The organism is Vibrio sp. 1641, assembly GCF_033339995.1.
Classification (GTDB): domain Bacteria; phylum Pseudomonadota; class Gammaproteobacteria; order Enterobacterales; family Vibrionaceae; genus Vibrio; species Vibrio alginolyticus.
In genome coordinates this window covers 221,820-242,856 of record NZ_JAWOVP010000001.1, presented here as the reverse complement: position 1 = coordinate 242,856, position 21,037 = coordinate 221,820, and the positions used below count along the sequence as shown (strand labels likewise).

Below are 21,037 nucleotides of genomic sequence, written 5' to 3'. Positions count from 1 at the left end.
CAATAACAATGGATTTGTAAACGTGGACAATAAGACATTTAAATTATCAACAATTGCCAAAACCGTACTGCCTTTGATTTCCGTCGCGGTAATCAGCGGTTGTGGTAGTGATAGCACGAACGAAGATACGACGAACCCTGGCTCAGGCTTGTACCCTGCGGGAGAGAACGAAGTCGTCATTTATTACAAACGTGACGTAGCATCAGCTTCAACAGCAAGCGACTACGAAGGTTGGGGCTTGCACCTATGGAACGGTGAGGGCTGTACCAGCACAGATTTAGACGCAATGGGCATTCCGGGAACAGGAACGGATTGGTCTGCGCCACACCCATTCGATGGCATCAACGACACCTACGGTGCTTACTACGTACTGAAAATAAACCCTGACGCCTCTGACCCACACGAATGCATGAACTTCATTCTGCACAAAGGTGATGAGAAAGCGTTCGGCAGCGCAAACTCAAAAGTAGAGTTGACGAAAATCGGCGAATCGAAAGGTTTGTTTGGCTTCCACGGCAGCAGTGAACTTTACTACGAGCCAATAGAAGAGCGCCCTGTTGATATTGATGGTCAAAAAGCCCATTGGTTAGACGCCAACACCATTGCATGGGAAGCGGCGACCAGTGCGGATTCCATGAAGCTGTTCTACAGCATTAGCAATGACATCAAAATGGATGAAGATAAGCAAATCTCTGGCGGTACAGCAGTTGAGCTGACAAAAGCTGGTGAGTTGTCTGATGGTCTGAAATCACGCTTCCGTCACCTTGCTAGCCTTCAAGCTGCGGGTATCGATGTCGATGACGCGACCTTGCGTACGATCCTGAAGTCACAAATCGTTATGGTGGCTTACAACGCAAATAGTGACGTCATTTCTGCAACTGAAGTGCAAAAACCGGGCGTTTTGGATGCAGTGTTTGCCGATTCCAAGGCAGGTAACGCGATCGGTCAAGAACTCGGTGCGATTGTGGAAGGCGGTGCCGCAACCTTCAAACTATGGGCACCAACTGCCCAAGATGTTGATCTGATAATCTACGATGAAAACTTAGCAGAAGAAGCGACCGTTGCCATGACGGAAGACCCAGCAACAGGTATCTGGGTTTCTGAGGCACAAAGCAACGTTGTCAACAAATATTATCGCTACCAAGTTAAGGTATACCACCCAACAACTGGCGTCGTTGAAACGCGTTTGGTAACAGACCCATATTCAATGAGCTTGTCTAAGAACTCACGATACTCGCAAGTGGTTGATTTAGATGATCCAAGCTTAATGCCTCAAGATTGGAAAAACTACGCACGCCCAACGGTTAAAAAAGACGAAGACCACGTCCTTTACGAGTCACACATTCGTGATTTCAGCTTTAACGACAGCAAAGGCACACCAAGTCTTGATGGCAAATATCTGGCGCTTACAGAACCTGAGCGTGAGTCTGTATCTCACTTACAAGCTTTAAAAGATGCTGGCCTAACAACGCTACATATCTTGCCAGCATTTGATATTGCAACCGTGGATGAAGACGCTGACAAGCGAGTCGATATCACCGACACCGTGGGTAAACTTTGTGGCATCAAGCCAGAAGCCTCCATTTGTGAGACCGAAGATGACGGCAAAGTAATTGAAGAGGTATTAAATAGCTACGACCCAACAACGGGCAAAGCACAAGCGTTGATGAACGATCTTCGCATGCTAGACAGCTTCAACTGGGGTTACGACCCTTACCACTACACCGTGCCGGAAGGCAGTTATGCGACCGATCCTAACGGGTCTAAGCGTATTCTTGAGTTCCGCGAAATGGTTCAAGCGACGCATAAAATGGATCTGAAACTGGTCATGGACGTCGTGTACAACCACACAAATGCATCTGGTGTGAACGAAAAATCAGTACTGGATAAGATTGTCCCTGGGTACTACCACCGCCTAAACGTCAACACTGGCGGCGTCGAAAACTCAACCTGTTGTGATAACACCGCAACCGAGAACTTGATGATGGGTAAACTAATGGTTGACTCATTGATGGTATGGGCGGATGACTATAAAGTCGATGGTTTCCGTTTTGACCTTATGGGCCACCAGCCGAAAGATGTGATGGTTTACGCACTTGAAAAAGTCCGTGAAATTGACCCGAATACCTTGTTCTACGGCGAAGGTTGGGACTTTGGTGAAGTCGCGCAAAACGCTCGCTTCGATCAGGCGACACAAGTCAACATGGCAGGGACAGAAATCGGTACTTTCTCTGATCGTCTGCGTGACGCAGTTCGTGGCGGAAGCCCGTTTGATGGCGGTGTAGATTCTGAAGGTAAGCACCCACTTCGCTTTAACCAAGGCTTTGGTAATGCTGCTTACCCTAACGAAGAAACCAAAACTGACGCAGAATCGGTGAATGGTCGTTTACACAACCAAGATCTGGTTCGTCTAGGTATGGCTGGTAACTTGGCTGACTACATCCTTCTTGATTACAAAGGCGAAACCAAACTGGGTAAGAACGTTGATTACAATGGTGCGCCTGCAGGCTACACAAAAGTGCCATCAGAGAACATCTCTTACGTGTCTAAGCACGACAACCAAACATTGTGGGATAACAACGCCTACAAGATTGCGACAGGCACTTCATCTGCCGAGCGTGCACGTATGCAGGCTGTGTCCCTATCAACGGTGATGCTTGGTCAAGGCATTCCATTCATCCACATGGGTTCTGAGCTATTGCGCTCTAAATCCATGCAGCGCGACTCGTACGATTCTGGTGACTGGTTCAACCGTGTATTCTTCGACGGAAGCGACAATAACTGGAACGTTGGTCTACCACGTGAAGACAAAGACGGTGCAAACTGGGAGCTGATAAAAACCATCGTTGGTGACAGCACGGCGAAACCAGATTCAACCGACATCGAGCTGACTAAGCAACAATTCCTAGAGCTACTAAAAATCCGTAGCACAAGCGAACTGTTCCGCCTAGATACCGCGCAAGAAGTGATGAACCGTGTGGACTTCCACAACGTAGGGAAAGACCAAGTGGAAGGCTTGATTGTGATGTCTATCGACGATGGTACATCAGCAGGTGCCGATTTAGATTCGAACTACGATGCTGTCGTGGCCGTTGTGAACTCAACATCAACTGAGAAGTCTTTCAAAGTTGCTGGCGCAACTGGTTTCGAGTTACATGAAGTTCAACAAAACTCTGCGGATGACATCGTGAAAGGTGCAAGCTTCGCCAATGAAACGTTCACAGTACCAGCACTGACAACAGCGGTATTCGTACAGCCACAAGACGGCGCGCAAGGTGCAGGCCTACCAGTAAACACGGACAATAAAGACGTATCGAGCATTCCTCCTTACGGCGAAACTGTGGTTTACGTCAAAGGCACCATGAACGAGTGGTCAGATAGCAGTGACTGGGCGATGACCTTTATTGGCAACGGCATGTACTCTGTAACTGGCGTTCTTGAAGCAGGTGAACACGAGTTCAAATTTGCGGACTCAGGATGGGCAAATCCAAACATCGGTTGTGATGCTGCGGATTTGGCTTCTGGCTCACTAGACTTAGGCTCTGCGGGGAACTGTACGTTGTCTGTCGCTGAAACTGGTAAGTACAACTTCACTCTGAACGCGTTACATGCTCAAGATGAAAGCGTAGAAAAACCTGTCGTTTCAGTGACGAAGTCAGCAGATGCACCGACGTTCGGTGAAACAGCACTTTACCTACGTGGCACTATCACCACATGGGACACTCCAGCGCAAGACTCAACTGCGAAGTTCAGCTATGTAGCAAATGACGTTTACTCGCTAGACATTGACCTAGCGGCGGGCAACTACGAGATGAAAGTTGCGAGCGCAGACTGGGCAGCAGACACCAACTTCGGTGGCGAAGGCAGTGTTGAGCTTGGTAAAGCGCTAACGATGGAAGTCGGTGGCGGTAGTGCAAACCTGAAAATTGCGATTGCAGAAGCAGGAAATTACAACTTCCACTTCAACGCGGCTGACAAGTCGGCGCCAATCGTGACGGTAACGAAAAACTAGTTTCATTTAAAAACATCCGTAATAAAAAAGGGGAAGCATCACGCTTCCCCTTTGTTTTGTTGGCGTCACTAAATGGTGGATACCAAAATCAAGAAGGTATTAGTTTCCCCAAATCTGTTCAACAAACTCAGGATGATCAATGAATGGATTACGATTGCCCTGAAAATCAAACACTTGTTGATTGCGGTTTTGTTCTTTTTCACTAACAGGATCATTTTTGTGCCAACGTTTCAGCATGTTTAACATCCAAGGTTCAAAAACCGTTGAACTTGAACCATCAAGGACAGCATCCGCATTGCTTGAATTGCCTTCCCAGTTACCTACAACATTTTCATAGCGGGTTGCCATGTAGAAATAAGCACGAGCAAAGTCGCCTTTAAACTCATCGATCGGCTCAAACACCGTACCGGAATAACCTAGGCCTGTGCTTGCTTGACCAAGTTTAGAACCATTACTAGACACGTACGTCGCGGTGCCCACTTCACCAAATGGCCAGTTACTGCGCTTCGCATTCACATAGCCATCGGTCGCAAACAAATGGTGACCATCTGAGTTCATCGGTTCAACTTTACCGCCAAACCAGCTTTTCGGGAACGAGTGTTCACGGTTGTAGCAATCCCCTTCTTGGCTATATTGACCACATTGGTCTGTCACTTTCGTGAAGCTGATAGCATCACTGCCCGCAGGTTTCTCTGAATACATATCGAGAATAGAGCCATCATTTTCGTAATAGCGATCAATATCAGCATCTTTTACCAAGGTCCACACCGCAGAATAACCTCGGCTAGTGTGGTTGTTGATGATGTTAAACAGCGCCGTTTTTAGAGCGTAGCCCGTCTTGCCAGACGCCGCTTGGTAGTAACCATCAACCACTGGTGGGGTCGTGGTTGAGCCACCTAACGTAAAGTCGGTGGCTTCGCTTTTCGCAAATTCAGCGCCAGAGGCAAGCGTATTATCCCCCACCTTCAACGCGTAAGACCCCGAACCATTGCTACAGCAAATGCCGTCGCCATAGCTGTCTTGAATCGTAAATTGGTAGTTACCATCGGCCAAACACATGGTCTTTTCAACAGTGGTTGACGACTCATACCCCTGACCAGAGAAAAGCACTTGCGCTTGGCTATTTTTCAACTCCCAGCTAGTTTCTGAGCCATAGTTGTCCGTCGTGAGTGTAAGAAGCACTTCATGATCACTACAGCTTTCTACAGGAGGTTGTGTACTTGTCTCGGTCGGTTGAAAATTATCGACGTAGACAACTTCTGAGCCATCAAACCCGGCCTCGTCATAAAAACGCAACCCGACATTGATGGTCTTGTTCGAACTCGCAGTATAGTTATGCGCCAGCTCTTGCCACTGGTTTACCTGCTGCGGATCTGAGTAATTGTGATAACCATCAACCACCAGACGTGCTTTTACATTTCCTTCGGTGTGATAAACCGAGACAGAAAACGGATAGGTTTTCCCTTGCTCCACATTAATGGTTTGCAAAAGGTCAGTGTTGCTTTGGGTACCTGTATTCACGACGACTTGAGCAGCCAGGCCGCCCGATTTGATTTGTTCGCTGCTTGGCGACACCGCGATGCCAGCGTCAATCACTGACCACTGCGTAGGTACATTGCCATTCCACTGTTCAAAGTCACCGTTGATAATTTGGCTATATGCAAACGGAGAGCTAACAGCAGCAAGGAGACAGAGGGAGTTCGTTATGGATTTCATTATACTTTTCCATTAGTTATATAAATCCCAGACACGATAAACATATTAGTGGGGCATAAATAATCCTTCAGTCACATTTTTACGTTGCACAAGTGTTAATTTACTTTTTAATGTGCAGCTTATCTCACAAATATCCATCTGTTGAAAACAAACGCCAATACAAAAAGCGAAGCAACTTGTTGGCTACATCGTCGTAAAACCATTAAGGGAAAAGTAAAACAGACAGAAAAAAGCCAAGTGTGCGCCTATGGGGGTCAGCAACAACACTTGGCTTGTTTATAAGAAAGCTTGTGGTCAGCTCAACTGGTGAGCATCAATTCAGGATAATTCCTTAAGGTTTTACCGCAAAGAATCGTCCTTGTAGTGGCGACATCAGAATCTGATATTGACCATTACTCGGAGTAATTTTTTCATTCGTGAGCAAATCCACCAACTCACCAGTACCAACACTCTCCTGAGTAAGAGTGACGCTTCTAGCGCTCTCTAAGGTATTTAGCGCAAACAAGACTTTGTCCGAACCAGATTGTTTCAAGTCCACATAACTGCCGTTACTCGCAACTAAATTCGTGCGTGACCCCTGATAAAGTGCAGGATGCGCATCGCGCATTGTCATCAACGATGTCACATAAGCTTTGAGATCGGCTTGGTTTGCATCAAGCGTCGCCGTCACGCCTTCAATTTTCGCACTGCTGCGCGCAACGTGATCATCGCACAAACCTTGAATGGCACAGGTGCTGTTGTCTTCTTTTGCGGCAAAACCATCCACTTGATCCCCGATTTCATCACCGTAGTACAACGTGATTGGCCCGGTGTACGCCGCTTGGAAAGCAAACGCGGCTTTATGGCGTAACCAATATTCTGCATCATTCACATCCGCCAAGTTTCCACGCTGTAACAAGTCACCAAAGCGCACTAAATCATGGTTGCCGATCATCAAATTCGGCTGCGCATGTGTTGGATATTGGTTGTGTGTGCTGTAACCGTTGTCTAGCCAATCCACACCGCGACCACCCACGCCACTCTCATTCACGGCCAAAGTTTCAACGATGCGATAGCGCATAGGAAAATCAAATGCAGAGCACAGTGCTGGATCGCTGTTCGATCCATACGCCTCATTCGCGATCTCAGACTCCCCTTTCCAAATCTCTGCCACCATATAGCCCAACGGATTCACTTGTTCGCCTTTGCTATTGGTGTACGTCACACTTTGTGAGGCTTCATCGACGGCTTTACGAAGTTGTGTCCAAGCGTCTGTCGGAACTTGATAGGCTTGATCTAAACGCCAGCCGTCAATCTTCAGTTCTTTGATCCAATACGTTGCCACTTCTTTGTAGAAATCGAGACTGGCCGGGTAATCAACGGGATTGCTCGATCCCGATGGCAACAAACCGGAGGGAGATGGTTTGATCAAACCATCTTTGTGATGACCAAATACACCATCAAAAAACACGTATAAGCCGCGTTTGTGTGCTTCCTCGACCAAGGTTCTCGCCGTTTCTAAATCACCAAAACGTGGATCAATGGTGAAGTAATCCGTTGCAAAGTAGCCCGTGGCATCCAGACGATCGGCCCAGTGTTCTTGGCCCGCTATCGCTTCCGATTCAAAAACTGGCGTCAACCAAATCGCGTTCATCCCTAAATCTTGGATGTAATCGAGTGAATCAATCACTCCTTGCAAATCGCCGTTATGATGGCTGGTGCCATAACCTGTACCGTGACCAATGCTCGCATCACCATCCACAAAACTCTCTACCATGATTTGATAAGTACGAAGTTGGTTACTTTGCGCCATGACATTGGCTTGGCAAGCATAACTGGTATCCGGTAGCGGAGTGCTGCTATTAGTGTCGCCACCACCAGAAGAATTACACGCAGATAAAGCACCAATCACACTTAACGCAAGCAACGATCGAGACAGGCGATGGTTACGTAGGATATTACGCATTTTATTCTCCCTAACTTACTCAAATAAACTACGGAAATTTGAGTAATAAAATTAACCCCGACATGTGTTTCATGCAGGGGTTAATAAATAAAAATAGATTTTAAATAATTTAATTGAATATTATTGGCACTTATTTACCATGACATGAACAGGTTTGCCTTTTCCTTCAAACTGAAGACTCCATACATATTTACCATCTTCTTTAATATCAACCGAAGTATCCGTACCGTAACCACCAAATGTTAATGGTGTTAATTCACCAACGTTCATTCTATTACCTTTTGCGGTAAATTGTGGGAACCACAACTCGGTCGCGTACTGCATTTTGTAGGAGCCTACTTTTTCTTGAACCACGGCTTGGTAGAAATTATTCCCTTTGTAGGTGTATTGACGCTGAGGCACGTGTTTCCAATCGGAATCCGCAAACGTACCCACCACAAATAGTGGTTTAGAAATAGGTCCTTTCGCTGTGCTATCTGGGTTGTCACACGCTTTCATGAAAGCAACCACTTCGTCTTGAGACATATTAACAACTGGCTCTGTGGCCGCTTCAGGTTCTGCCGTCGATTGACAACCTACTAAGGCAACAAGTAGGGCAGCAGCAAGAGAGGTCTTCATCATGTTCATTTCACGTAATTCCTTTTTAGTATATCCAAAGCAAAATAAACTCAACGGTTAAAAGAAATATTAATCGTTATTAAAATGGAGATATCAAACGCCAAATAAATATCGTCAGATTGCGAATTTAAATCACTTCGAGAAGTTTGTTTATTTCCTAAGTACAAAAAATAAGTTAGGAACTGCCATTAATTATTGATCCAACCTATATAAAAAACAAAGTAATAAAAATAATTATGTGAATAAGGTAACTCTATGTAGGGGTATTTTTATTGGTTTATTTTCTATGAAAAAGGTCAGCATTTCGCTGACCTTTTTTATCTGATTATTTTCTATTTACGGCTTTCACAAACACTTGTTGTGCACCTTCGATACCCAGCTCTTTTGCTTCATCAAGCAAAGTGAGCGCTTTCGGAATATCATTCGCTGCGACTGCCGCTTCAATGGAGCTGTAGTAGTAGCTAGTAAGGTCCGTACCTTGGGGAATGTTGTCGTTTTTCGCAACAATCTTAGTATTCACAATATCATTCGCGGATACCGAAAAGCGGAACTGACCAAGTGGGCTATGTTTCGCTAGAGGGTCTGCAATATCTGGCGGCTGAGTGTGGCGCGCCATGGCGAAGGCTTTTGCAGGGTGTAAAACTTGTGTACTTCCTTTTAGATCGGCGGAAGTCGTGTAAACCAACACATGCAGATCGTTACCTGTCATGTCTGGAATCACATTGAGATCAAGTACGAATTTATCATTGTCCAACAGTTTTGCTGGTTCGTACTTAAACTTTGAAAAATCTGCTTGGTAAATGGTTTCTCCTGCCGAGTTCATCACTGCGACATTAGGAGCATAAAATTGAAGTTCTTTACTTACGAATGTCTCTAATTTGATATCGAGACTGCCACGGTTACCTGGAAGAGCAAACGCTGCAATAGCGCCAGCACTGTTACCATCCAACAACATTTGGCTTTTATCAGTCAAAGCGAATTCAGTAACCACAGGCACGTTAAGCGGTACCCATTGAATATCACCCGATTGCGTGATCACTTGTTGCTGACCTTTTGGACTCATCTCTACTTGTTCTACAGACGCACAACCAGTAGCCAACATGCCCAGCAGTACGGGAGCAAGCCATTTTTTCATTACTGTCTACCTCGACTCTTTATTGTTTTTTAAATAAATACAGCCAGATAAGTTCTGGCTGTATCATTCTAGGACAATTTAGGACTTAGTGGTTAGATGATTACCACCAAGCTTCAGCTTGTACACCGAATTGGAACGTATCGTCTGAACGACCGTTGTCAAATGTGTTTGAGTTGTCTTCTTTGTCAGCCGTTAGGTAAGAAGCGTAAACACGGATTTCAGGACGAGCCCAGAAGCTAGAACCAGCAGACCATGCTTGTGCAACAGTTAGCTTACCGTATTTGTTTTCTTCGCCGTCGTTATCGTCGATAGCGTAACCAGCTTCGAAGATAGTTTTGTGGTTGTCATCCCATTTGTACATTGGACGAACAACAACAGACATTGTTTCCCACTTGTCTTGGCCAGCCCACATGTCTTCACCAACACCGTACACTAACTGGTGACCCATTTCCCAGCTGTCGCCCATGCCGATTACACCCCAGTTGATTAGGCGGTAACCAGATGCACCGTTGTCAGCTTCTGCGCCGTACCAGCTACCGTCGCCGTAGAATGCCATTGTTTTTGAGTAACCTTCAGTACCGTACTGAAGCACTGTTTTGTTGAAACCAGCGTCTAGACCTTGAGTCAATTCTGCTGTGAACATTACACCGTTTTTCGCATCTTTAGTGCCGTTTGGCGCAGCGTCAGTTTCGTTAAGAATTGCGTAGTTCAAGCCCATTTCTAGAGAACCGTTGTCCCATAGAGGAAGACCTGCGTAACGTACGTCTAGAGTGTTTACGTTTGTTGCGCCACCATCGTTGCCTGGGTCTGCGATATCGCCGCGGTCGTTACGAACCCAAGCGAAAGAAACTTTACCAGGACCTGCTTCGATACCTTCAACACCAGCGCCCGCGCCAGAGATGTTCCAGTAGTAGAAGTCAGAGATATGAATGTCGTGACGTTGGTAGTAGCGTTTACCTGCCCAAAGCGTTGCTTCAGGAGCAAAGTTTAGTAGGCCTTTAGCTTGAACGTTGAACTGACGTAGTGCGAATTGTGCATCGTCTACACATTTCACTTCGCCGTTATCCAAACCACAGTTAGCAGAAGTGCTTTCCCAGTCGTTTGAACCGTTAGAAGTCATTGCAACCATAGAGTCTACGTAGAACGTTTTGCCGTTGTTGTTGTAAACTTCTTTACCTAGTTGAATCTCGCCGTAGATATCGCTTTCATTACCTAGACGACCGATCTTGTTCTTTTCGAATGTTAATTGTTGACCACCGTCAGCGTTCACGCCAACGCCAGCACGCATGTAACCGTGGAAATCCACTGCGAATGCAGAACCAGCAGCTAAAGTTGCAGCTACAGCAGCAGCAATTGCACTTACTTTTTTCATTCTTAACTCCATTAAGGGTATTTATAATTCTGTCTTCCCTGCTCACTCTTTTAGGTGAATATAGGCAGTAAAAACACACCTAAAGAAAGAGAGGTAAGATGGGAACGAATCCCCGTTTGTTTCAACAGTTGTGAGATTACCCGAGGCGTACAAGGATGACTTCCTCCGCCCTAAACTAATTTAAGGGGGATGAGAAGGGAGTAGAAAATTTACCGAATGGTGTTTTTTCGAGTCAGATCACCAATCTAGGGAGGAATTAGTAAGTTTGTTCGGTTTTGAGCCGCTACAAAGTGATAGCCATTTCATATTTTTGACTCTAAGCCGTCACATAAAGTAATTAAATTACACGAATATTTTTATATTTAGGGTGGTTGACCTTAGTAAGACAAAGTTTTTAACTTATAGTTTCCTAAAGGTAGCAATAAATATTAAATAAAGTATCTCCGATGACACGACTTCTCTCTCGCCCCTACCCCCTGGGCGCAACATTGAATAAAGAAGGCTGTAACTTCTCTATTCATGCTCCGGGCGTAAAAGACATTCAACTGGCATTGTTTGCAGACGATGGCAGCTACGAGCTTCACGGTTTACCGAATGAATACGCTGGCATACGTCATACTTTTATTCCAGATATTAAGCCGGGGCAAAAATACGGTTACCTTGTCTCCCACAAGGACGAGCCACTGTTAATTTCTGATCCGTACGCAAAATCAATAGATAAAGCCCTCCACTATCATCCTCCCTACTCTCCAGCCAAAAGTTTCGATATGCCGAAGTGCGTCGTTATCGAAGATGATTTTGACTGGCAAAACACGGATCACCCGCGTATACCCAGAGAAGAGATGGTGTTGTTTGAGACGCACGTCAAAGGGCTTACCCAACGCCACCCAGAGGTTGAGGACAAGCTGAAGGGGCGCTATTTAGGTCTTGCATCACCTGAAATGCTGGCCTTTTACAAACAGCAAAACATCAACACGCTGCAATTGCTACCTGTCGCAGCATGCATGCATGAGCCTCACCTACTAGAGATGGAAAAGGTCAATTATTGGGGATACAACCCTTATCTCTTTATGGTGCCCGATCCGCGCTACGCAGAACAAGACGCCGTTACGGAATTAAAAACAACGATTCGCGAATTGCATAAAAACGGCATCGAAGTGATTCTCGACGTGGTTTACAACCACACTGCTGAAGGTGGTGAAGGCCCTACAATCTTCAACCTGAAGGCCCTCGATTCCTGTTTTTACATCAAACATGGCAACCACTTCGCCAATTACACTGGCTGCGGAAATACAGTGGATCTCACCTACCAACCAGCCTTAAACCTTGTGATGGATACATTGCGCTACTGGGTTAGCGAATTTAAAGTCGATGGCTTCCGTTTTGACTTGGCTGCAACGTTAGGTCGACAGGGCGATGATTACAACCCAGAAGCAGCTTTCTTTAAAGCCGTTGCGCAAGACCCAATTTTGCGTGAAACCAAATTGATTGCCGAACCTTGGGATATTGGTCCAAATGGCTACCAAGTGGGTAACTTTCCATTTGGTTGGAACGAATGTAATGACAAACTGCGTGATATTTCCCGCAGTTTTTGGCGCGGTGATCAAGGCTATTTAAAAGAGTTTGCCACTAGATTAATGGGCTCTCGTGACATTTACAGTGCAGCGAACTGGCCATACAAACTCACCGTAAATTACATCACGTATCACGATGGCTTCACACTGCAAGATTTAGTGTCTTACAAGCACAAACATAACGAAGCCAATGGCGAAGAAAATCGCGACGGTCACGGTGACAATCGTTCAGAAAACTACGGTGTTGAAGGCGAGACCGAAAATCTGATGATCATCGCCACGCGTGAGAAGCAAAAACGCAACCTTATTGCTAGCTTGCTGTTTGCCTTCGGTATCCCACACATTCTCACTGCTGATGTTCTGTCTCACACCCAAGGCGGTAACAATAATGCCTATTGCCAAGATAACGAAACCAGTTGGCTGAACTGGGAAGAGACAGAACGCAAGCAACATTTCAAAGCATGGATGTCACAAATGGTCGCCAACCGAAATCAATACATGGTGCCATTTATCCGAGCTTTCAGTGGCGAAAACCGCAATAACAACCGTATTTTCTGGCGCCGTACAGACGGTCGCTTAATGGAGCACGATGATTGGAACCGTTTAAGCTCTGTCGCACTTCACCTTGGTATCGGTAAAGAAGGGCAAGAGCTGGTCTACCTCATCAACCAAACTAACGCCACAGCGCGCTTTAAGCTCCCCAATGAGCGAAAGCAAGAATGGGTGACGATCTGTGATACAAACGTACGTAATCTCAACCCAGGACATGCTGAAGGCGAAGTCTTGCTGTCACCCACCTCGATGGTGATTTTGCACTATCAACCAAACCAAAGCACACCAAAAGGTGAGCAAACGCATAGCTAAGTTATAAACGCTCCGAAAAAACAAAGCCGATGCTTCTCAGTGCATCGGCTTTTTTGTTGGTTAGACTTGCTTAACTCATTATTCGCAAGGCGGCGCTAGGTGAATCAAAGCCAATCCCCCCAGTGACGTCTCGCGGTATTTCTTGTTCATGTCTTTGCCCGTTTGATACATGGTTTCAATCACCTTATCCAATGAGATCAAACATTTACTATTACGCTTTAATGCCATGCGAGAAGCATTGATCGCTTTCATTGCGCCCATTGCATTACGCTCAATACACGGTACTTGCACTAAGCCACCGATTGGGTCACAAGTCATGCCTAGTGAGTGCTCCATGGCAATCTCGGCCGCAATACAAATCTGCTCATTGCTGCCACCACGTAGCGCGGTCAGGCCAGCTGCCGCCATAGAGGAAGACACGCCAACTTCGCCCTGACAGCCTACTTCAGCACCCGAGATAGACGCATTGGTTTTGTACAAAATGCCAATCGCACCGGATACAGCAAGGAAGTCTTTAAGTTGTTTGGTATCCAGCTCTTTGATGAAGCGATGGTAGTACATCAATACCGCCGGAATCACACCTGCTGCACCATTAGTTGGAGACGTTACGACTTGTCCACCAGCGGCGTTTTCTTCACTTACAGCAAAAGCAAACAGGTTAATCCAATCCATGATTTCCATTGGATCGTTTTCGATTGCTGCATTTGCTTCAAGCTTCTTCAGCAAGTTAGGCGCACGGCGGGTCACATTCAAGCCGCCATCCAAGATGCCTTCTGTTTCGAAACCACGCTCCATGCAACGCGTCATCACACGCCAGATCTGTTCTACACGTTGATTGATGGCTTCCATATCCTGAAGCGCTTGTTCGTTTTTCAGAATCATGCCGCCAAGGCTCATGCCATTCTTCTCTGCCTGTGCCAACATTTCGTCTGCACTGGAGAATGGGAACTCAACTTCTACGGGAGCAGTCGCACTGCCATTTTGCAGTTCATCCGCCGTTGCGATGAAACCACCACCGATAGAGTAGTAAGTTTCAAACCCAACCTGATTGCCGTGCGCATCTAACGCAGTAATCGTCATTCCATTCTCATGCAGAGGAAGGTTCTCTTCATGGAACAACATGTCCGTTTTGTAGTTGAATTCGATTTCATGACGGCCATCGACAGACATCATGCCCTCTTCAATCGCCTTGCGCATCGCTTTGTTCGCAGAAGCGATTTTGATGGTATCTGGTTTGTTACCCAACAGACCCAAAATGGTTGCACGGTCAGTATGGTGACCAATCCCCGTTAACGAGAGTGAGCCGTATAAATCGACTTGAATACGAACTACTTTTGCCAAGTTAGATTCAATCAAACGAGTAAAGTGGTAACCCGCGATCATGGGACCATTGGTGTGAGAGCTAGAAGGGCCCACACCAATCTTGTAAATATCAAAGATGGACAGCATAAACTTACCTATTACGACAATGCAGCATAAAGCCAATCAGGGAGAACCATACAAGCGGCGATGGTCGCCACAGCGAACACCAATAGCCCGTAATGGCTTGCGGTTGGCTTTGCAAAAAGATGTTTTTGATTATTGATAAAGATTTGTTGCTCGGCAGTCACAGCGCCCCAACGACGGCTCACTAACACACCAAACAAAAGGAAGACGAATGTACCAATTGGCGCGAACCACGGCCAAGCCACGTCGAGATACATCGCAGTAAACACCGCAATCACACTCATGATACTGCCAACGATCACGCCTTTCTCATTGGCTTTTGCCCAGAATAAGCCAAGCACGAATGACCCAAGACGGATACCAACAAAGATGGAAGTCAGGCTAGCGATGGTTTTGAGTACCGATTCATTCGATACAGCCAGAAGAGCTGGCACTACCACCATAGCCGCAGCGAGCAAACTCATCTTTCTTGCGACTTTTTCGTAGTGCTCATCATCGGCACTCTTGCGAACGAAACGCTTGTAGATATCAAACGTTGCGACGGTCGCCATTGAGTTGTAGGTAGAATCCAAGGTCGACATTGCGGCCGCCGCCAATGCGGAAATGATCAAACCAACGACGATTGGGTTAGTGTGGTTGAAGACGAAATCCAAAATCACTTCGTTGCTGTTTTCAAACGATTGATCTTGATAGAAAACACTCAAAAGAACACCGAGTACCGCGAAGAATAAGTACACAAAAAATGCACCGTAACCACACAACAGCATCGACTTCTGCGCCGTCTTTTCACATCTCGTCGCTAACGTGCGTTGGATGATCAATTGGTTGGTGCCGTACACACTCAAATGCAAAAAGCTCACGGCAACCACGCCTGCCCAGAGTGTGGTATCTACGCCTAAATCAAAGTCTAAGTTGATGATATTCAAGTGATCACGAGAAAGGTAATCTGCCGCATTAATCTCTGTCATTAGAATGGCAAAGATAGCGATGCTGCCTGCTACCAATACTGCAGATTGCAACATATCGGTCCAGATCACCGTGGAAATTCCGCCCGCATAGGTATAGCAAGCGGTGAAAATACTAATGTAGATAATGGCTTCAGAAATACTGATAGGCAGAACTTGCACTAAGATCAGCGCCACGGCATACAGAATCACACCCGCAGATATACATTGAACCACAATGAACACAATCGAGTTGATGGTTCTTGCATACACCCCAAAGCGGTGCTCAAGATATTCATAAATCGAAGTCAGGCCCAGCTTATAGAAGACAGGTACAAAGAAAATGACAGTGAAAAAAATAACGATGGGATAGTTAAGGTGAATACTCATCGCTTCCATGCCAGAGCTATAAACCCAACCTGGCATCCCTACAAACGTCATCGCACTAATGTAAGTCGCAAGTATCGAAACACCTGCCGTAAACCAGCCAAATTGCTTTCCACCCGTAGAAAAGTCGCCACCATTGCTGTAGCGATTATTCACTAAATAGCTGATTAATATGGTGATTAACACGTATAACGCAATCACCACAAAACTTGAGTACGTAACCATTTAAGGGTTTCCATAATTCTGGGTGCTAATTATTTGTGCTTGGATATTACTTTAAAAAAGCATATCTAAACGATAATCCCGCCATAACTGTGACTATAGTCACCAATATAGACGGTTATATATTCAAAAATGCCAAAAAGACCGATTTAATGAGACTCCTATCACTAAAAACCACTAATTGGGTACGCATTCATTTTAAAATTGATATTGATCACGGATCTAATGACCTTAAAAAAACTATGATTCACCACGACACGAAATCGAAGATGATCCCAATAAGATCGTGTTCTTTAAGTTTGAATAGCAACAAATCCTAAGTGAAATAGAGGTTTATCGGTCATGAATGCCAAAAGACACATGAGCGAAGTTCCTATGATTCAAAGGGTAGCTGCCTATCTAGCGATACTGGTTGGTTACTTTTTCTATTGTTATAACTTTGTAATTATTGACTACGTACGCCCATACATCGTTGAAGCGTATGATGGTATTAGCCTGTCAGACACTGCCCAGTTCTATACATGGCAGTCGGTTGGTGCACTTATCGGTGCATTGAGCTGTGCTTGGTTCGCAACAAAATTTGGTAAGAAATCCACTCTTATTACCATCACAGCCCTAAACGGTGGCGCAACGATCATCAATATGATGTTCACCGACTACACAACATGGGCAGCAATGCGTTTCATCATTGGTTTGTCACTGGGTGGTTACTTCACCGTGGCAGTAAGCCTAATGATCGGCCTATTTACGCCAACGGTACGTGGTAAGTTGACGGCATTCGCGTCTTCTATGTTCTCTGTAGCACTGATGGTAATGGGTGCGTATGCAGCGTTTATTGCAAGCATCGATGCACCATGGGAAAGCCTAATGCTTGTAGGTGGTATCCCACCATTGGCAGCCGCTGTGGTCATGATCTTTGTACTACCTAACGACAGCAAAGTGATCGCTTACGGTGAAGAAGAACAAGCAAAAGCGGAAGAATCAGACGCACCAGCGAAAACAGGCTCTTGGGGCGAAATGCTAAGCAAGCCTTACCGTAAGATCACACTAACGTGTCTATTGCTGGCTGGCCTTAACTTCTACGGTTTCCAGTTCTTTGGTGGCTTCGTAACCACTTACCTACGTGATGTACGTATGTTCGACGGTGCAACCATCGGTCTCATCTTCTCTATCTCAGCGTTTGGCTCACTTTTTGGTGCGTGGTTCTGGGGTTGGGCGGCTGACAAATTCGGTCGTAAGGTGAACGCATTTGGCTTCATCCTCGCGGGCATCATGGTTTCAATCTTCTTTGTTGCACCTGGCGACATGGTGATTGGCGGCCTAAACATGCTGGCTCTACTCGGCCTGATTTACAACTTCGGCCTGTCTTCTTCAGCGGTATGGGGTGGTTACTTCTCAGAACTGTTCCCAGCACACCTACGTAGCTACGGCGCAGCGCTATTCCACGGCGGTCGTATCCTCGGTATGTGGGCACCAATGGTACTTATCTTCATCCAAGAACGTACCGACCTACAAACCGCAATGTGGGGTTCACCAATCGTATGGATCCTTGCTGGTCTTCTATGGCTATCACTGCCAGAGACACTAAAAGGCGGCGTGTTCGATAAGAGCAAAAAAGCCGAAGCAGCAAAAGCGTAACTGAATTTCAAAAACTCCGGCTGGCTCCCCGGCCGGATGAAAAAACTTAATTTCGAGTCCTGTTCCCAAAGCCGACTCGACAGCAAATAAGAGAGTTTATTATGTCTAAATATCAAGAAGCGAAACGCGTTGTACGTGAATACTTCAGCGCAATGGAAAACGCAACTCACGAGAACGTGGCAGAAGTACTAAAAGCACACACTTCAGAAGATTACCTATGGCGTGGTGTTTACCCATTCCGTGAGCAACAAGGCGCTCAAGCAGCGGCTGACGTTTTCTGGGCTCCTTTGATGAAATCAATGACTCGCATGCAGCGTCGTCAAGACATCTTCATCGGTGGTGAGAACGAAGTAACATCAGGTGAAATCTGGGTAATGAGCATGGGTCACTTCATGGGTCTATTCGACGCTGAATACCTAGGCATGCGCCCAACTGGCAAGATCATGAACATCCGTTACGCAGAATTTAACTGTGTTGAAAACGGCAAGATCACTAAGACTGGCCTATTCCTAGACCTTCTAGGAGCGATGGACCAAGCGGGTTGTTACCCACTACCACCATCAACAGGTAAGCACTTCGTATACCCTGGTCCTCGTAACCACGACGGCCTACTGTTCGAAGACGCAGCACCAGAAGAAGGCGTAGCAACACTAGCACTAGTGAACAAGATGGTTGATGACCTATCTGCACTAAACGACAGCGGCGCTATGGGTTGCCCACCAGAAGTTCTTGAAAAGAGCTGGTCTAAAGACATGATCTGGTACGGTCCATGTGGTATCGGTGCGTCTTACACAATCCCTCGTTACCAACAGCAGCACCAATTGCCGTTCCGTAACAACCTGAAAGACAAGAAGTTTAATGGCCACGTATGTCGTTTCGCAGAAGGTAACTTCTCTTGTTTCTTCGGCTGGCCAAACCTATCTAACACACCAATCGGTGGTTTCCTAGGTATGACAGGTGGTGAAGTACGTGCAGACATGCAAGTGGTTGATGTTTACTACCGTGACGGCGACAAGCTATCTGAGAACTGGGTACTGATCGACCTTCCTTACTGGCTAAAACAGCAAGGTCTAGACGTGTTCGAACGTACTCAACAGATCCTAAACCCTTCTCTATAAGAAGTCCTAGGGGCGGATTGTCAACCCGCCTTTATGTTGCCTGAATACCCTCTCGGTTCAGGCGACATGCTCCCAACTCGTGCCTCAAGGATGGGGCACAACCTCAAGATAGAACCCTTATTCAAAACGGGCATGAACGCACGGTGGCTTTCTGCGCCCTGAATAATGAGATTGATGATGAAAAAGTCGACCCTTTCTGCAGTGATTTTAGCAGCGCTTACTTCTAGCTCAGCCTTTGCTGCACACACTTTTGTTAATGACGCTGGCGACAGCCTAACCATCGATGGCCGTTTCGATCTTCGCTACCAAGACCGTGGCGGTGATGACAACGGCGAATGGAACAGCGGCAGCTCACGTTTCGGTTTGAAAGGCCAAATGGGTCTGGATAACGGCTGGACTGGTTTCGGTCACGCGGAATGGGGCTACAACTCTGGCGCGAACGGCGAAAACATTTACGACCGCTTGCTATACGCAGGTGTTGATCACGAAAAATATGGCAAGATTGCTGCAGGTACTAAGCAGTGGTCTACCTTCTACGACGTAGCATGGTACACCGATTTAGGTCGTGTATTCGGTACTCGTGGCTCAGGTGTTTACAACCTAGCTGACTGGGGTATCGCATCCGGTGCTGGTCGTGCGGAAAACTCAATCACGTACCGTAATTCAATCAATGAAAAAGTGAGCTACGGCTTTACTTACCAAACCACGCGTGAAGATGTTGCTCTAGCAAGCAATGCGACAGCCTCACTGAAAAACGGCATGGGTGCGTCGATCACTTACAAACCGGTTGATGGCGTAACACTGGGTGCGGCTTACCATCAAAATGAAGTTGCGGATCTAGACGCAAGCGTCGTTGGCGCAGAAAACGGCGACAACATGCGCATCATGCTATTGGGCGCAAACTACAGCAACGGTGGCTTCTACGCGGGTGCGACTTTCCACGTTGGCGAAAACTGGGAAGCAGTGAGCCAAGGCGGTACGGACGTAATGTTCGATACCCTAGGTGGCGAAGTCTACACTTACTACCACTTCGACAACGGCCTACGCCCAACGTTGAACTACAACTACATGGAAGATCGTGGTGACGAGACACAAGGTTACGAGCGTAACTTGCTGATTCCTGGTCTTGAATACCACTTCCAGAAGAACAAATTCCTAGTTTGGACTGAATACCAGTTCGACCTAGGTAAAGATCAGTACGATGGCAGCAAATTCGAAAACCGTGATGATCAATTCGCGGCAGGTATTCGCTACTACTTCTGATAATACTCATCGCTCACCACCTATACCCAAGTAACCTTAAGGTGGTGAGTGATGAAGTTCTTATCAACACTAAGCAAAGTTATCTTGAAGCCAAGTAGTCATCACTTCACTAACAATTAAAGGCTGCTCAAGCGTAGATAGATGCCCACACTCCGGGATAACATGAAGCGTGACGTTTGGGATGCATCTCTCCATGAGCAGATGATTGTCTAGCGGACAAAGCTTATCTTCTTTACCTGTTATCACCAACGTAGGAGCTTGAATGTCCGCCAATAAAGGTCGAGCATCCGGGCGAGTTGCTAACGCTTTAGCATGCGCTTCAAATGCCTCCAAACCTACATTGACCGCCATGCCTTCTATACGCTCAGTTAACGCTTTGTCTTGCAAACGGCTTGGATGAATCAGCACAGGCATCAGAGTATCAGGTGTAATGCGTTCAAACTCACCACTTAACGCACGGCTAACCAGTGCATCACGCTTTTGTGTCACCTCTGGCTTTTCATCTGCTGCATTGGTATCCATGAGGATCAAGCCTTTGACTCTGTTTGGCGCTTGACGGTACACCTCAAAGGCAAGAATCCCACCCATTGATAAGCCACCCAAGACAAACTCCTGCGGTGCGTCTTGCAACACTCTCTGCGCCAGCTGTTCCATTGACGGCAATGAAGCCAGCGTCGGGCATGAAGGCTCAACCCAACTTGGCAACGCTCGGTTGACTTCCTCAAACAATGTGCCATCACAAAGTAGTCCGGGTAGCCAAACTAACGAGGTGGGTTGTGTCAT

General features: G+C 46.4%; 13 protein-coding genes. 5 read left to right on the top strand and 8 right to left on the bottom strand.

What is annotated here, in order from left to right; translation table 11 throughout:
* Positions 1-22 precede the first annotated feature (22 nt).
* Positions 23-4,012, top strand: a complete 3,990-nt coding sequence (gene pulA, locus R7Z47_RS01090) for a pullulanase-type alpha-1,6-glucosidase (RefSeq protein ID WP_262606635.1) — start codon at positions 23-25, stop codon at positions 4,010-4,012.
* 99 nt (positions 4,013-4,111) lie between these two features.
* Here the strand turns inward: pulA and R7Z47_RS01085 are convergent, their stop codons facing one another.
* From R7Z47_RS01085 to R7Z47_RS01065, 5 genes are all read right to left on the bottom strand, one after another.
* Positions 4,112-5,728 carry an endonuclease gene (locus tag R7Z47_RS01085; protein ID WP_318129764.1) on the bottom strand — a complete coding sequence of 539 codons (1,617 nt, stop codon included), beginning with the start codon at positions 5,726-5,728 and terminating at the stop codon, positions 4,112-4,114.
* Between the two features lie 331 nt (positions 5,729-6,059).
* Positions 6,060-7,673, bottom strand: coding sequence for an alpha-amylase family glycosyl hydrolase (locus R7Z47_RS01080; protein WP_213867917.1), 1,614 nt, complete (start codon positions 7,671-7,673; stop codon positions 6,060-6,062).
* Positions 7,674-7,793: 120 nt separating this feature from the next.
* A complete protein-coding gene (locus R7Z47_RS01075) occupies positions 7,794-8,300 on the bottom strand; it encodes a hypothetical protein (protein WP_017634473.1) in 507 nt (168 codons plus the stop codon).
* 316 nt (positions 8,301-8,616) lie between these two features.
* The gene (locus R7Z47_RS01070; protein WP_005374786.1) at positions 8,617-9,426 is read right to left on the bottom strand and encodes a MalM family protein; all 810 of its coding nucleotides are present in this window, start codon (positions 9,424-9,426) and stop codon (positions 8,617-8,619) included.
* Positions 9,427-9,526: 100 nt separating this feature from the next.
* On the bottom strand, positions 9,527-10,798 hold the full coding sequence (locus R7Z47_RS01065) for a maltoporin (protein ID WP_005374784.1): 1,272 nt from the start codon (positions 10,796-10,798) through the stop codon (positions 9,527-9,529).
* A 446-nt stretch (positions 10,799-11,244) separates the two neighbouring features.
* On the opposite strand from R7Z47_RS01065, the gene glgX reads away from it, so the two are divergent.
* Entirely contained in the window at positions 11,245-13,236 is a 1,992-nt protein-coding gene (gene glgX / locus R7Z47_RS01060; RefSeq protein WP_033906651.1) for a glycogen debranching protein GlgX, read from the top strand.
* A 78-nt stretch (positions 13,237-13,314) separates the two neighbouring features.
* Here glgX and R7Z47_RS01055 read toward each other — a convergent pair whose 3' ends face one another.
* On the bottom strand, positions 13,315-14,685 hold the full coding sequence (locus R7Z47_RS01055) for an L-serine ammonia-lyase (RefSeq protein ID WP_262606636.1): 1,371 nt from the start codon (positions 14,683-14,685) through the stop codon (positions 13,315-13,317).
* Between the two features lie 11 nt (positions 14,686-14,696).
* Positions 14,697-16,238, bottom strand: coding sequence for a sodium:solute symporter (locus R7Z47_RS01050; protein WP_225473766.1), 1,542 nt, complete (start codon positions 16,236-16,238; stop codon positions 14,697-14,699).
* A gap of 339 nt (positions 16,239-16,577) precedes the next feature.
* Here R7Z47_RS01050 and R7Z47_RS01045 point away from each other — a divergent pair, with 339 nt between their 5' ends.
* The 3 genes from R7Z47_RS01045 to R7Z47_RS01035 all read left to right on the top strand — a co-directional run bounded on the left by R7Z47_RS01045 (position 16,578) and on the right by R7Z47_RS01035 (position 20,254).
* The gene (locus R7Z47_RS01045; RefSeq protein WP_053303918.1) at positions 16,578-17,873 is read left to right on the top strand and encodes an MFS transporter; all 1,296 of its coding nucleotides are present in this window, start codon (positions 16,578-16,580) and stop codon (positions 17,871-17,873) included.
* A gap of 101 nt (positions 17,874-17,974) precedes the next feature.
* Positions 17,975-18,991, top strand: coding sequence for a nuclear transport factor 2 family protein (locus tag R7Z47_RS01040; RefSeq protein WP_005374772.1), 1,017 nt, complete (start codon positions 17,975-17,977; stop codon positions 18,989-18,991).
* Between the two features lie 177 nt (positions 18,992-19,168).
* Positions 19,169-20,254 carry a porin gene (locus R7Z47_RS01035; RefSeq protein WP_054576566.1) on the top strand — a complete coding sequence of 362 codons (1,086 nt, stop codon included), beginning with the start codon at positions 19,169-19,171 and terminating at the stop codon, positions 20,252-20,254.
* Between the two features lie 69 nt (positions 20,255-20,323).
* Here R7Z47_RS01035 and R7Z47_RS01030 read toward each other — a convergent pair whose 3' ends face one another.
* The gene (locus R7Z47_RS01030; protein ID WP_054576565.1) at positions 20,324-21,037 is read right to left on the bottom strand and encodes an alpha/beta fold hydrolase; all 714 of its coding nucleotides are present in this window, start codon (positions 21,035-21,037) and stop codon (positions 20,324-20,326) included.

Coding starts and splice junctions, on each gene's coding strand:
- R7Z47_RS01085 (WP_318129764.1), bottom strand. CDS start 5,728: ATGAAATCCATAACGAACTCCCTCTGTCTCCTTGCTGCTGTTAGCTCT.
- R7Z47_RS01080 (WP_213867917.1), bottom strand. CDS start 7,673: ATGCGTAATATCCTACGTAACCATCGCCTGTCTCGATCGTTGCTTGCG.
- R7Z47_RS01075 (WP_017634473.1), bottom strand. CDS start 8,300: ATGAACATGATGAAGACCTCTCTTGCTGCTGCCCTACTTGTTGCCTTA.
- R7Z47_RS01070 (WP_005374786.1), bottom strand. CDS start 9,426: ATGAAAAAATGGCTTGCTCCCGTACTGCTGGGCATGTTGGCTACTGGT.
- R7Z47_RS01065 (WP_005374784.1), bottom strand. CDS start 10,798: ATGAAAAAAGTAAGTGCAATTGCTGCTGCTGTAGCTGCAACTTTAGCT.
- glgX (WP_033906651.1), top strand. CDS start 11,245: ATGACACGACTTCTCTCTCGCCCCTACCCCCTGGGCGCAACATTGAAT.
- R7Z47_RS01055 (WP_262606636.1), bottom strand. CDS start 14,685: ATGCTGTCCATCTTTGATATTTACAAGATTGGTGTGGGCCCTTCTAGC.
- R7Z47_RS01050 (WP_225473766.1), bottom strand. CDS start 16,238: ATGGTTACGTACTCAAGTTTTGTGGTGATTGCGTTATACGTGTTAATC.
- R7Z47_RS01045 (WP_053303918.1), top strand. CDS start 16,578: ATGAATGCCAAAAGACACATGAGCGAAGTTCCTATGATTCAAAGGGTA.
- R7Z47_RS01040 (WP_005374772.1), top strand. CDS start 17,975: ATGTCTAAATATCAAGAAGCGAAACGCGTTGTACGTGAATACTTCAGC.
- R7Z47_RS01035 (WP_054576566.1), top strand. CDS start 19,169: ATGAAAAAGTCGACCCTTTCTGCAGTGATTTTAGCAGCGCTTACTTCT.
- R7Z47_RS01030 (WP_054576565.1), bottom strand. CDS start 21,037: ATGACACAACCCACCTCGTTAGTTTGGCTACCCGGACTACTTTGTGAT.